Below are 12616 nucleotides of genomic sequence, written 5' to 3'. Positions count from 1 at the left end.
ATGAACCTGTCTGAATTTGACCGCGACGGAGTGTGGCTGGGTCGTGTCGAACGGGCCGGCATTGGACCGTGCGTTGTCACCTTGCGCGGCGAAAGCCTGATGGACATCACATCAAGAACCGCGCCCACGGTCCGGGATGTCCTCGAACGCGAAGATGCGGCGGAATATGTCCGCACTGCCGACGGTGAGGTGCTGGACCCTGCCCGCGATACATTTGCCTGGCTTGCCCCTTGTGATCTGCAGGCCGTCAAAGCCTGCGGCGTCACCTTTGCCGGCTCAATGGTCGAACGCGTGATCGAAGAAAAGGCCGGTGGCGACCCGGCCCGTGCCGACAGCATTCGCAACCGGATCGGTGTCCGCATCGGCAAGAAACTAGGCGATATCGTCCCCGGATCGGACGCAGCTGCAAAGGCAAAACAAGCCCTGATCGAAGAAGGTTTGTGGAGCCAGTACCTTGAGGTGGGCATCGGACCCGACGCCGAGGTCTTTTCCAAGGCACAGGTCCTGTCGTCGGTTGGGTACGGGGCCGAGATTGGCCTGCACCCGGTTTCGGAATGGAACAACCCAGAACCCGAAATCGTGCTTGCCGTGAATTCGCAAGGCGTGATCATGGGTGCGACATTGGGCAATGACGTCAATCTGCGCGACGTCGAGGGGCGCTCGGCCTTGTTGCTGAGCAAGGCCAAGGACAACAATGCGTCCTGCGCGATCGGTCCGCTGATCCGGCTGTTCGATGACCATTATTCGCTGGACGATGTGCGACAGGCCGAACTGACACTGACTGTAAACGGTCCGGACGGTTTCAACCTGAACGGAAGCTCCTCCATGTCCCAGATCAGCCGCGATCCTGCAGATCTTGTTTGCCAGACGATCGGGCGGCATCACCAGTATCCGGACGGCCTGATGCTGTTCCTCGGGACCCTGTTCGCCCCGACGCAGGATCGGGAAACACCCGGAGGAGGGTTTACACACAAGCTGGGAGACGTTGTAACCATCGCCAGTGAAAAGCTGGGCACACTGACCAACACAGTGCGTCTGGCGACTGAGTGCCCCGAATGGCGTTTCGGGGCGTCCCATCTGATGCGAAACCTGGCCCGGCGCGGCCTGCTGTAAGAAAGAACCACAATATGCTCACCGGAAAACACCTGATCGCTGGCGAATGGATTGGCGCGGACACTGTCTTTGCTTCGCAGCCTGCAGAAGGCCCCGCCCATGACTTTGCGGCGGGAACGGCATCTCACGTCGACGCCGCCGTCGACGCCGCCGAAGAGGCGTTTGCAACCTACGGCTGGTCCTCGCGCGCCGAACGGGCAGAGCTGTTACGCCGGGTCGCCGACGAAATCGATGCCCGGGGGGATGCAATCACCGAAATTGGCAGCCAGGAAACCGGCCTTCCCGCAGCCCGCCTGCAAGGAGAGCGCGGGCGGACAGTGGGACAGTTGCGCCTGTTCGCCGATTACATCCTTCAGGGTGACTATCTGGACATGCGCCATGACCCAGCTATGCCCGACCGCGCGCCCCTGCCGCGCCCGGACCTGTGGATGATACAGCGCCCTCTGGGTCCGGTTGCCGTATTCGGGGCCTCCAATTTCCCGCTGGCGTTTTCGGTTGCGGGCGGTGACACCGCCGCGGCGCTGGCCGCCGGATGCCCGGTTGTCGTCAAGGGGCACCCGGCACATCCGGGCACTGGCGAGATCGTCGCACAGGCCATCGACGCCGCCGTCAAGGCTTGCGGGGTCCACCCGGGTGTCTTCTCGCTGGTTCAGGGTGACACACGTGAAGTCGGTGAACGGCTGGTTCGGCACCCATTGATCCGCGCAGTTGGCTTCACCGGCAGCCTGGCCGGGGGGCGGGCGCTGTTCGATCTGTGCGCGCAACGGGACGAGCCTATTCCGTTCTTCGGAGAACTCGGGTCGGTCAACCCGATGTTTATCCTGCCTCAGGCGGCAGCTGCCCGCGCCGCGGAGATCGGTGTGGGCTGGGCCGGTTCGCTCACCATGGGTGCAGGTCAGTTTTGCACAAATCCCGGCATCGCCGTGGTGATCGATGGCCCGGATGCCGACGCACTGGAAGCGGCCACAGCAGCTGCGCTGCAGGAGGTTGCTGCCCAAACTATGCTGACCGACGGAATCGCGAACGCATACCGGCAAGGGTCAGATCGCGTGGCGGCCTGCAACGGTGTTACCCGGATCCTGGGCAAAAGCTGTGAGACACGCTCGGCCAGACCCTGGCTGTTCAGTGTTTCCGGCAAAGACTGGCAATCGGACCATCGATTGCAGGAAGAGGTGTTTGGCCCGCTCGGCATCATCGTGCGCGTTCAGGATATCAGCGAAATGCGCGATATCGCCCGTACGATCGAAGGCCAGTTGACCTGCACCGTTCACATGGATGCGGGCGACGCGCAGGATGCCGGTTCGCTCCTGCCTCTGCTGGAGCGAAAAGCCGGGCGCATTCTGGCCAACGGGTTCCCCACCGGGGTCGAAGTTTGCGACGCGATGGTGCATGGCGGGCCCTACCCGGCCTCGACCAACTTCGGTGCAACTTCTGTGGGAACTCTTTCGATCCGGCGCTTCCTGCGTCCCGTTTGCTATCAGAATATCCCGGCCGAATTGCTGCCGGAACAGGGATGAGGTCCGGTATGCCGAACGAAGGAACACCAGCGCGACTGGCCGGGAAAACCGCCCTGGTCACAGCGGCAGGCCAAGGCATCGGCCGAGCGTCAGTCGAACTTTTTGCCGCCGAAGGGGCGCAGGTCATTGCATGCGACATCAACTCTGACGCGTTGGCCTCGCTTGATGGAACAGCGGGCGTGACCACGCTGCAACTGGATGTGACGGATGCCAATGCTGTGCAGGCCGCTGTCGCGGACTTGCCGGCACTGGGCGTGCTGTTCAATTGCGCGGGCTATGTTGCAAACGGGTCCATTCTGGAATGCGAGGACCGCGACTGGGATTTCAGTTTCGACCTGAACGTCAAGGCCATGTATCGGCTGACCCGGCTGATCTTGCCGAACATGCTGGAAAACGGCGGCGGCTCGATCATCAACATGTCGTCGGTTGCCTCGTCGATCAAGGGCGTGCCGAACCGCTTTGCCTATTGCGCCTCGAAAGCGGCCGTCATTGGTCTGACCAAATCGGTCGCGGCGGATTTCGTCACGCAAGGGGTTCGCTGCAACGCGATCTGTCCGGGGACTGTGGACAGCCCCTCTCTGCATGACCGGCTGCGCGAAACCGGCGACTATCAGAAGGCGATGACGGATTTCATCGCGCGCCAGCCCATGGGGCGCATCGGAACCGCCGAAGAGATCGCGGAACTCGCACTCTACCTGGCCAGCGACGCCAGCAAATACACCACCGGACAGCCCTTTGCCATCGATGGCGGCTGGACGATCTGAACGAATGAGGGAAACAGGATGAAACTTCTGCGCTTTGGGCCTGTCGGTCAGGAAAAACCGGGCCTTCTGGATGATACCGGAGTAATTCGGGACCTGTCGGGGGTTGTGGATGACATTGCCGGCGAAACGCTGGGCGATGAGAGCCTGCAAAAACTCCGCGCGCTGGACCCCGCTCAATTGCCGCAAGCCGATGCGAATACCCGGATCGGTGCATGTGTCGGGCAGGTCGGAAAGTTTATCTGCATTGGCCTGAACTATGCCGACCATGCTGACGAAAGCGGTATGGAACTGCCGCAGGAGCCAGTCGTCTTTTTCAAGGCAACCTCGGCCATCATGGGGCCGAATGACACCGTGGAAATCCCGCGCGGATCGGTCAAAACCGATTGGGAGGTCGAACTGGGCGTGGTTATCGGCAAAGCCGCAAAATACGTGTCAGAAGCCGAAGCGTTAGACCATGTGGCGGGCTATTGCGTGATCAACGACCTGTCTGAACGCGATTTCCAACTTCATCGCTCGGGCCAGTGGGTCAAGGGCAAGTCGGCGGATACGTTTGGTCCGATTGGCCCGTGGTTGGTGACGCGGGACGAGGTTTCGGACCCGCAAAACATGGCAATGTTTCTTGAGGTGAACGGGCATCGTCATCAGCACGGATCGACCCGGACGATGCATTTCGCCGTTGCGACAGTAGTTTCGTACCTTTCCCAGTTCATGTCCCTGCAGCCGGGCGATGTGATCGCCACCGGAACACCGCCGGGTGTCGGGATGGGTCAGACACCGCAGACCTATCTGAAGCCCGGTGACAAAATCGAACTGGGCATCGAAGGTCTGGGCGTGCAGAAACAGAACGTCGTTGCTGGCTGATCCGGGCAACCGTGAACTTGACCATGTCCGGGTGCGGCGCTAAGGCCCGGATATGGACAAGCAAAAGAAACCCTCTCGCCAGCAGGTCTATACGCTGCTGGTTCAGATCGGACGGAAAGAAGGTGACGGTCTGCCCGAGGGCGCGACCGGTGCCGCACTGATGTGTTTTGCCAGCGGCGTGGACGAGGCGGAAGCGGTACGGGAAACCGTGGCGATTCTGAAACAGGCCGATACCGCTCCGCTGGATGTTACCGGCTATGGCACACTGGCCGAGCGTGAGGCGCAGGGCCATGACATCGATTCCGACGAACGTGCTCTGATGCAACGGGCGCTGGATGAAAACGCGGTCATCGTCGCGCAGATAACGCCGTTTTTCGGGGATCCGGAACAGTCCTAGTTCCGCGCCCCGAACCATTTACGGTAGATTTCGGAATACGTGCCGTCTTCACGCAGGGACAGCAGCGCCTGGTTGACTTCCTCGACCAAAGGCGAGCCGGTCGGAAAGGCGATCCCATAGGTTTCGCGCAGGAAAATTCCGCCTGTCACCGAGGCGATTTTCCGGCCTTCATGCGCAGCGTAATAGGACAGGATCGGTGCATCGAAGACGACCGCGTCCAGTTCCTCTTTCTCGAAGGATGTCAGCATCTCTTCCAGTCCGGGATAGCCGGTAAACTCAATTTCGCGACGGTTCAGAAAGTTGGCGGCGGTCGAGCCCGAGATCGTGCCCACCTGCTTGCCATAGAGGTCGTTGACCGAGTTTACGCTGCCGGTGATCGCGTCCACTGTCATGACCGATGTAATCCGGGCCGTGAAAACGGACACGATGAACAGCGAAGAAACAACCAGAATGACCCCCAGCAAACGGCCAAAAGGCGTCCGGGGCATGCGTTCTTCGAAGCCGCCATTGACCACCAGGTTCAATGCCCACCAGAAAGACGGGAACCATGCCTCGTTCAGCTTGCGGTCAAAATAGGGTTGCGCACGTCGTTCGAAACTCCACATCAGCATCCCGCCGCCCAGCAGGATCGCAAAAGCCAGCCCGATCGCTATGAACAGTTCGCGCGACAACAGCGCCTGCAGCAGGGATGGCCGGCGCATTGCTTCGGACGGAACCATGATCTGCAAACCGGATTCGAAAATCGGCTGGCTGAAATCCATACTCGTTTCGCGTGACGCGGTGATCGAGATATTGGCGATCGCAAGATCGGCTGTCCCGTCCTGCACCGAATTCAGCATGTCCCCAAAGGCATCCAGCCGGTTGACCGAATACTCCCAGCCCAGCGCGCTGGACAGGGCTTCCAGCAAGTCCATGGAAAAACCGCTCTGGTCCCCGTCCTCGACATAGGAAAACGGGGGGCGTGTTACGGTCGAGACCGTAAGCGATTGCGCCTGGCTTTGCTGTGCAAGAACGGCGAAAGTCAGGCAGACCACTGCGAAGAATAGGCGTTTCATCGACAAGATACCTGTTTCGCGGCCCTCTAGCTTAGTTTTGGACCGGGCGGCAAGGTGATAGCGGGGTAAAGCGCCATGTTTTCCGGACGTCTCAACCAGACATGCGTGGGCAAAACAGGTGGAAAATTTGCGCCCTGGGGTTGGCAATCGGGCCAATTCGTTGAATCTGTGCACGAACCTGCCCAGCAATACAGACAAGAGGCCCGCGATGACAGACCCGGTACAATTGACGGCAGACCTGATCCGTTGCCCATCGGTCACACCCGAGGAAGGCGGCGCGCTGGTTCTTTTGCAGAAAGTCCTGTCGGACGCGGGCTTTGAATGCACCCGCGCGGATCGCGGCGGGATCAGCAATCTGTTTGCGCGCTGGGGCAGCAAGGGCCATGCGCGCAGCTTCGGCTTCAACGGGCATACCGACGTCGTTCCTGTAGGTGATGAGGCAGCATGGACCATGCCGCCCTTTGGGGCCGAAATACGCGACGGGGTCATGTATGGCCGGGGCGCCACGGACATGAAGTCGGGCGTCGCTGCGTTTGCAGCCGCAGCCATTGATTTTGTACGGGACACTCCGCCGGACGGAGCCATCATCCTGACCATCACCGGGGATGAGGAAGCCGATGCGCTGGACGGCACAACCGCATTGCTGGATTACATGGACGCTGCGGACGAACGTATGTCGGTCTGTCTGGTTGGCGAACCCACCTGCCCGAACCGCATGGGTGATATGATCAAGATCGGGCGGCGCGGCTCGATGACCGCATGGTTCACTGTCAGTGGGGTACAAGGCCATTCGGCCTATCCTCATCGCGCGAAGAACCCGGTGCCCGCCATCGCTCGGCTGATGGACCGGCTGGCCAGCCACCAGCTGGATCAGGGCTCGGACCATTTCGATGCGTCGACCCTTGCGGTCGTCACAATCGATACCGGAAATCCGGCCACGAACGTGATCCCCGCGCAATGTCGTGGGGCAGTGAACATCCGCTTCAACGACCTTCATTCCGGGCAAAGCCTGAGCGACTGGCTGCACGCCGAAGCGGACCGGGTTGCCGAAGAGTTTGGCGTCACAATCGATACCCGCATCAAAATCTCCGGCGAAAGCTTTCTGACACCGCCGGGCCCCCTGTCGGATCTGGTTTCGCGCGCGATCGAAGCCGAAACCGGAATCATTCCCGAGCTGTCCACAACCGGCGGTACATCGGATGCGCGCTTCGTCAAGAACCATTGCCCGGTGGTCGAATTCGGGCTTGTTGGGCGCACCATGCATCAGGTCGACGAATGCGTCGAAGTCGCGCAAATCGAACAGCTCAAGGCGATTTATACGCGCATTCTCGGGGATTACTTCGCCTGATCCATGCAACGCACTTTGATTATCATGATCAAGGAACCACGCCCGGGTCGGGTCAAGACGCGACTGGGTCGGGATATCGGCATGGTTGGTGCAGCGTGGTGGTTTCGGCATCAGGCAAGGGCTCTGATCCGGCGGCTGCGCGATCCTCGGTGGCAGATCATGCTGGCCGTTTCACCCGATCGGGAGGGTTTGGCCAGCCGGATCTGGCCCGCCGATTTGCCGCGCGTCGCGCAAGGGCAAGGCGATCTGGGCGTCCGCATGGCCCGGATGTTACGCAGCGCTCCGGACGGGCCCGTCTGCCTGATCGGTGCCGACATACCGGGCATTACCCGAAACCACATCGCAAGCGCCTTTCGCGCCCTGGGGGCGACGCAAATGGTATTTGGGCCTGCGACAGATGGCGGGTACTGGCTGGTTGGTGCGCAAGGCGTAGCGGCGCTGCCACCCGGATTGTTCAATAACGTGCGTTGGTCGACGGAACACGCGCTGGCGGACACGCTCGCCTCGATCCCCGATCGCAGCTTCGCGCTGCTGGATTATCTGAACGACGTGGATACCGTCGCAGATCTGCAAACCTGATCCACACAACTGCTTTTTTGGTCATGACGCGGTCGCATCCCCGTGCTAGGCCGAATTCATGACTCGCATCCCCACCAAGCAGGAGGTCCTGGACTGGATCTCGGCGAACCCCACCCTGACCTCGAAACGCGATATCGCCAAGGCCTTTGGCATCAAGGGCGCGGACCGAATTGACCTCAAGCGTATCCTCAAGGAGCTAGAGGCCGAGGGTCATCTGGAAAAGCGCAAGCGCAGCTATCGCGATCCAGACCGGTTGCCGCCGGTCAGTGTGTTGCAGGTGAAGGCTCCGAACGCGGATGGCGATCTGTTTGCCCGTCCGCTGGAATGGCATGGCGAAGGCGTTGAACCCATTGTCCTGATCATTGCCCGCGCCAGCGATCCGGCGCTGGGCGAAGGGGACCGCATCCTGGCCCGCCTGACGGTGGTGCATGAGGAAGACCACAATTACGAGGCGCGACTGATCCGCCGTATCGGAACCAACCCGCGCAAAATCGTCGGCATCTTCCGCAAAGGGGCCGAGGGCGGGCGGATCGTTCCCATCGACAAGACCGGCCAGACCGAATGGCTGGTTCACGATGGCGCGGTGCTGGGCGCCAAAGACGGCGAACTGGTCGAGGCCGAGCAGGCCGGGCCAAAGAACCGCATGGGCCTGCCCCGTGCGCGGATCGTGGAACGGCTGGGTGATCCGTCTGCGCCCAAGGCCGTGTCGCTGATCGCCATCCATCAGCACGGCATCCCTGATGATTTTCCGGACAAGGTGATTGATGAGGCTGACAAGACCAAACCCGTTGGCCTGAAAGGGCGCGAAGACCTGCGGGACATGCCGTTGCTGACCATCGACCCGTCGGACGCACGGGACCATGACGACGCCTGCTATGCGCATGCCGACGACGATCCCAAGAACCCTGGCGGCCATGTCATCTGGGTCGCGATTGCAGACGTGGCAGCTTATGTGCAGCCAGGTACGGCATTGGATCGCGAGGCACGCAAACGCGGCAATTCCAGTTACTTCCCCGACCGTGTGGTGCCGATGCTGCCGGATCGTTTGTCGGGTGATCTGTGTTCGCTGCACGAAGGCGTCCCGCGCGCCTGTATCGCCGTTCGAATGCAGATCGACGCGGATGGCAACAAGATCGGCCACCGCTTCGTTCGGGCGCTGATGCGCTCGGCTGCTTCGCTGAATTACACCGAAGTGCAGGAGGCCATCGACGGTAATCCCAATGACCGTACCGGCCCCCTGTTGGAACCGGTTCTGAAACCGCTCTATGCTGCGTATACCGCGCTGAAAAAGGCGCGCTCGGTACGGCAACCACTGGAACTTGACCTGCCCGAACGCAAGATCGTCCTCAGCGACACCGGCGAGGTGCTGAGCGTGGCCTTCCGCGAACGTCTGGACGCACACAAACTGATCGAGGAGTTCATGATCCTCGCCAATGTCGCCGCCGCCGAGACGCTGATCGCCAAGCGCCAGCCGCTATTGTTCCGGGTGCATGAAGAACCTGCCCCCGAAAAGCTGGAAAGCCTGCGCGAAACGGCTCAGGCCGCGGGCCTCAACCTGGCAAAGGGGCAGGTGCTGCAGACACGCCACCTGAACGCGCTGCTAAACGCCGCTGCCGGAACCGAGGATGCGGAGCTGATCAACCTCACCACCCTCAGGTCTATGGCGCAGGCGTATTATAACCCTGAGAATTTCGGCCACTTCGGTTTGGCGTTGCGGAACTATGCGCATTTCACTTCGCCCATCCGTCGCTATTCCGACCTGATCGTGCATCGCGGGCTGATCTCGGCCCATGGCTGGGGCAAGGATGGGTTGACCGAGGATGACATCGATCGCCTGGAAGAGACCGCGACCCACATCTCGGACACCGAACGTCGTTCGATGATGGCGGAACGGGACACAACCGACCGCTATCTTGCCGCCTATCTCAGCGAGCGGGTGGGCAGTGAGTTCACCGGTCGCATCAGCGGCATCGCCCGGTTCGGTGCCTTCGTGAAGATGGATGAAACCGGCGCGGACGGGCTGGTGCCGGTGCGCTCACTGGGTCGGGAGTTCTTCCATTTCGACCGCGAGGCCGGAACCCTGATGGGGTCGGACACCGGCCTGATCATCGCCATAGGTCAGCGTGTCACTGTTCGTCTGACTGAAGCGACGCCTGTGACCGGCGGGCTGGAGCTGGAGTTGTTGTCGATTGACGATCAGGCCCTGCCGCGCGGACGGGGGCCGGCAAAGCGGGCAACCCGGCGCAAGGCGGTCAGTACCAAGCGCAAGAAGGACAAGATCAAGCGCAAGGTCGAACGCAAACGCCGTCAGAGGTGATAAGTCAGCGCCCGCGCGATCAGCCAACCGTGACGGGTTTCGTCGATCTGGTCAATGTCATCGAACAACACGGCCCGATTGCCATCGATCCGGTCTTCACCGGGAAAGGCCGAGGTGAAATCGCCCATCAACCGGCTCTGGCAATGCACGAACAGGGCGAAGCTGGCGGACTTGTGGCTACCAAGCCGGACCGTTGATCCCTTGGGCGCCAGGTAGGCAGGCTGGCCCCAGCGCAACGCCTCAGCCAACGGCTGCGCGGCTTCCAGATCGCTTGCGGTCTCAAAGACCAGCTCTCGCAGGATCAGGGCACCCTTTCGAGTGCCCTGGGGCAGTTCCTCAAAAGCCTTTGCCACTGCCGGGTTGTCAAAAGGTCTCATGCCAGTGGGATCGCCTGATCCATGCGGTCAATATAGCTGTTCAGCAGTTTATCCTGTTTTATCCGCCGCGTCAGCGGAGTGTCCGCCGGTGTCGCCCGCATCGCCGCGAGAATTGGACCAACACTCATATCCGCCGATGTCGGGTGTTCCGCCAGCAGGAACGGAGATTGCCAAAGAAATGCGGCGATGGATTCCAGATCCCGCTCGATCCGTTCCATCCGTTCAGCAACCGAAAATCGGCCAACCCCCTGCGCCTGCAATCCTTTCAGAACGGATTTTCGGATGGCATTGGAAACCGGCTTTCGGATCAAAGCCGGTACAGAGGTAAAGAACGTGTTTCGTAGGATCGGCCAGACCTCGTCATTGCCCCAGCGATCCAGAACGATCTGAAAATACAAGTGCTCTTCAGCCATTCGCACCAAAGCACGCGATTGCGCCTTTTGAATGTCGCTCAGGCCCCGGTCGAATTCGGCGCCCTGCGCCTCCAGCCAGTCTCGGATCAGGTCACTGTCCGGCACCAGTCGGTCGGGTGTGCGCAACACCGGAAGCTTGTGGTGCGGCATCTTTCGGGGATCCAGCAGATCCGACCGCTGCCACGACTGGCCGGAGTGCTGCAGCATGAGAGCCGTTTTCACGCAAAAGGGGCTGGCACTGTATTGGCCAAAGGCGGATGGGAAGGTCAGAAGGGTCAGCATCAAAATCGCTCCTAAGTGGGATGGTCGATGCATAACTCCGACTGATGACAGAAACTGGCATCAGGTTTAGGCTAAGTTGCATCATGACCCGAACCACCCGACTGTTCCAACTGATGCAGGCCCTGCGCTCGGGCCCGTCTCCCAGAACGTCCTCACAACTGGCGCAGGATCTTGGTGTCTCGGCCCGCACGGTTCACCGCGACATAGACACATTGCGCGGCCTTGGCGCAGTCATCGACGGAGAGGCCGGTTTTGGGTTCACCCTGATCGAAGACGCGACCTTGCCCCCGCTTGGTTTTACCGATGATGAACTTGAAGCCCTTGTTCTTGGCCTGCGCGAAGTGCAGCAGATCGGGGACCCTGCCCTGTCCGACGCAGCCAGCGCGGCGCTGCGCAAATTGCAGGGCCGCCTGCCACAGCGCCAGTCCCACAGGCTAAGCCATGCGGTGCTGACGGCAACACGTTTTGACCGCCCGGCCACGCCCACGATTCATGTCCCTGATCTGCGGCAGGCCACGTGGGATGAACGCACGGTCGAGTTCGCCTATACCGATGCAAAAGGCGATGCCACCACGCGGCGCGTCAATCCGCTGAGCATCGTCTATATGGATCGGGCCAGTATTCTGCTGAGCTGGTGCCACCTGCGCCGGGATTTCCGGTTTTTCCGTCTGGACCGGATGCAGGACATGACGATTTCGGATGAAAGCTTTCGCCCCAATCGCGTTCCCTTGCTGCGGAAAGCACTGGCCCGAATCCGAGAAGATCGCGAGGCGCATAGCCGGGAAAACCAGAACGGCGAGTCCTAACAGCCACTTAAGCAACGCGCGGTCACCAAACGGGAAATTAACCACGGATTTGTACCCCATTCGTTCCTGCACAGGACGACGAGGGGAGCAAGTCATGTTGCGTTATGTATATGCTGACGAACTGCATAAATTTCCAAAACTTGCCAAGGGGATGTTTCTGGACCGCGCCGATCAGTTCAAGACCCGGCTGGGGTGGGATGTTGATGTCGACGAAAACGGCGAAGAACGGGATCGGTATGACGATCTGAACCCGCTTTATGTCATCTGGGAAGAACCCGATGGCAGCCATGGCGGTTCGATGCGGATACTGCCGACAACCGGCCCGGTCATGGTAAACGATGTCTTTGGTCATCTGACGGGCGGCAGTCCTATCCGCAGCCCGCTGATCTGGTAGGTTACGCGGTTCTGCCTGTCGCGCAATGCCAGCCCGCACACGGCAGGTGCCATAATGCTGAGCGGTGGCGAAGTGATGGAAGGATTTGGCCTGACCCATATTGCCGGTGTCTTCGACGCAAGGATGATCCGGATCTACCGTCTGATAGGGTCTTCGCCGGTGGTGCTGGGGTCGCAGGGCAAGGGCCGGGATCAGATCTCGGTCGGGCTCTGGCCCTATTCAGCCGAGGACTGCAGCCGGGTGGCTGAACGGGCGGGGGTTTCCCGAGACCTGTCCCGGCTGTGGTTTCGTGCAGCGTTCGGGGGCAGTGCGCAACATCGGTTCGCGCTTTCGGCCTGAATTCGGGAAAAGCGGACTCCGCGTCTGGTGATGACTGACGCGGCCCTGTAGGGT

12 protein-coding genes and 1 pseudogene are annotated in these 12616 nt (G+C 60.8%); 10 read left to right on the top strand and 3 right to left on the bottom strand.

Annotated features, from left to right (window positions below; translation table 11 throughout):
• Genes ACR0FE_RS20315 through ACR0FE_RS20295 form a run of 5 tightly spaced genes read left to right on the top strand, consistent with a single transcriptional unit; the run spans nt 1 to nt 4652 of the window.
• Complete coding sequence (locus tag ACR0FE_RS20315; protein WP_480914900.1) at nt 1-1113, top strand: fumarylacetoacetate hydrolase family protein; 1113 nt, start codon at nt 1-3, stop codon at nt 1111-1113.
• 14 nt (nt 1114-1127) lie between these two features.
• A complete protein-coding gene (locus ACR0FE_RS20310; protein ID WP_480914898.1) occupies nt 1128-2630 on the top strand; it encodes an aldehyde dehydrogenase (NADP(+)) in 1503 nt (500 codons plus the stop codon).
• Between the two features lie 8 nt (nt 2631-2638).
• Nucleotides 2639-3394: an SDR family oxidoreductase gene (locus tag ACR0FE_RS20305; RefSeq protein ID WP_170615637.1), complete on the top strand. Its 756-nt coding sequence runs from the start codon at nt 2639-2641 to the stop codon at nt 3392-3394.
• Between the two features lie 18 nt (nt 3395-3412).
• The gene (locus tag ACR0FE_RS20300) at nt 3413-4255 is read left to right on the top strand and encodes a fumarylacetoacetate hydrolase family protein (RefSeq protein WP_480914896.1); all 843 of its coding nucleotides are present in this window, start codon (nt 3413-3415) and stop codon (nt 4253-4255) included.
• A gap of 52 nt (nt 4256-4307) precedes the next feature.
• Entirely contained in the window at nt 4308-4652 is a 345-nt protein-coding gene (locus ACR0FE_RS20295) for a hypothetical protein (RefSeq protein WP_480914894.1), read from the top strand.
• On the opposite strand, the gene ACR0FE_RS20290 is transcribed toward ACR0FE_RS20295, so the two are convergent.
• Nucleotides 4649-5707, bottom strand: coding sequence for a transporter substrate-binding domain-containing protein (locus ACR0FE_RS20290; RefSeq protein ID WP_170615643.1), 1059 nt, complete (start codon nt 5705-5707; stop codon nt 4649-4651). The genes ACR0FE_RS20295 and ACR0FE_RS20290 overlap by 4 nt on opposite strands.
• 208 nt (nt 5708-5915) lie before the next feature.
• Here ACR0FE_RS20290 and dapE point away from each other — a divergent pair, with 208 nt between their 5' ends.
• From dapE to rnr, 3 genes are read left to right on the top strand one after another with little or no spacing between them, the layout of a single operon-like run.
• Entirely contained in the window at nt 5916-7055 is a 1140-nt protein-coding gene (gene dapE, locus ACR0FE_RS20285) for a succinyl-diaminopimelate desuccinylase (protein ID WP_480914892.1), read from the top strand.
• A 3-nt stretch (nt 7056-7058) separates the two neighbouring features.
• Complete coding sequence (locus ACR0FE_RS20280; protein WP_480904175.1) at nt 7059-7634, top strand: TIGR04282 family arsenosugar biosynthesis glycosyltransferase; 576 nt, start codon at nt 7059-7061, stop codon at nt 7632-7634.
• Between the two features lie 58 nt (nt 7635-7692).
• Nucleotides 7693-9951 (top strand): ribonuclease R, encoded by a 2259-nt coding sequence (gene rnr, locus ACR0FE_RS20275; RefSeq protein WP_480914890.1) that lies wholly within the window; start codon nt 7693-7695, stop codon nt 9949-9951.
• On the opposite strand, the gene ACR0FE_RS20270 is transcribed toward rnr, so the two are convergent.
• Nucleotides 9942-10328: a DUF1801 domain-containing protein gene (locus ACR0FE_RS20270; RefSeq protein WP_480914888.1), complete on the bottom strand. Its 387-nt coding sequence runs from the start codon at nt 10326-10328 to the stop codon at nt 9942-9944. The two genes, rnr and ACR0FE_RS20270, sit on opposite strands and share 10 nt — an antisense overlap.
• Entirely contained in the window at nt 10325-11023 is a 699-nt protein-coding gene (locus ACR0FE_RS20265) for a glutathione S-transferase family protein (protein ID WP_480914886.1), read from the bottom strand. The genes ACR0FE_RS20270 and ACR0FE_RS20265 overlap by 4 nt, the downstream gene beginning before the upstream one ends.
• Before the next feature lie 83 nt (nt 11024-11106).
• Between ACR0FE_RS20265 and ACR0FE_RS20260 the strand changes: the two genes are divergently transcribed.
• Both ACR0FE_RS20260 and ACR0FE_RS20255 read left to right on the top strand, forming a co-directional pair.
• A complete protein-coding gene (locus ACR0FE_RS20260) occupies nt 11107-11829 on the top strand; it encodes a helix-turn-helix transcriptional regulator (RefSeq protein WP_170615655.1) in 723 nt (240 codons plus the stop codon).
• Nucleotides 11830-11923: 94 nt separating this feature from the next.
• Nucleotides 11924-12562 (top strand): annotated as a pseudogene (locus tag ACR0FE_RS20255) (acyl-homoserine-lactone synthase).
• Nucleotides 12563-12616: the final 54 nt, after the last annotated feature.

Source organism: Ruegeria sp. K7, from assembly GCF_056531785.1.
Note: the sequence above shows the minus strand (reverse complement) of the source record. Positions and strands in the feature narration are given on the sequence as shown.

Coding starts and splice junctions, on each gene's coding strand:
- ACR0FE_RS20315 (WP_480914900.1), top strand. CDS start 1: ATGAACCTGTCTGAATTTGACCGCGACGGAGTGTGGCTGGGTCGTGTC.
- ACR0FE_RS20310 (WP_480914898.1), top strand. CDS start 1,128: ATGCTCACCGGAAAACACCTGATCGCTGGCGAATGGATTGGCGCGGAC.
- ACR0FE_RS20280 (WP_480904175.1), top strand. CDS start 7,059: ATGCAACGCACTTTGATTATCATGATCAAGGAACCACGCCCGGGTCGG.
- dapE (WP_480914892.1), top strand. CDS start 5,916: ATGACAGACCCGGTACAATTGACGGCAGACCTGATCCGTTGCCCATCG.
- ACR0FE_RS20270 (WP_480914888.1), bottom strand. CDS start 10,328: ATGAGACCTTTTGACAACCCGGCAGTGGCAAAGGCTTTTGAGGAACTG.
- ACR0FE_RS20260 (WP_170615655.1), top strand. CDS start 11,107: ATGACCCGAACCACCCGACTGTTCCAACTGATGCAGGCCCTGCGCTCG.
- rnr (WP_480914890.1), top strand. CDS start 7,693: ATGACTCGCATCCCCACCAAGCAGGAGGTCCTGGACTGGATCTCGGCG.
- ACR0FE_RS20290 (WP_170615643.1), bottom strand. CDS start 5,707: ATGAAACGCCTATTCTTCGCAGTGGTCTGCCTGACTTTCGCCGTTCTT.
- ACR0FE_RS20295 (WP_480914894.1), top strand. CDS start 4,308: ATGGACAAGCAAAAGAAACCCTCTCGCCAGCAGGTCTATACGCTGCTG.
- ACR0FE_RS20265 (WP_480914886.1), bottom strand. CDS start 11,023: ATGCTGACCCTTCTGACCTTCCCATCCGCCTTTGGCCAATACAGTGCC.
- ACR0FE_RS20305 (WP_170615637.1), top strand. CDS start 2,639: ATGCCGAACGAAGGAACACCAGCGCGACTGGCCGGGAAAACCGCCCTG.
- ACR0FE_RS20300 (WP_480914896.1), top strand. CDS start 3,413: ATGAAACTTCTGCGCTTTGGGCCTGTCGGTCAGGAAAAACCGGGCCTT.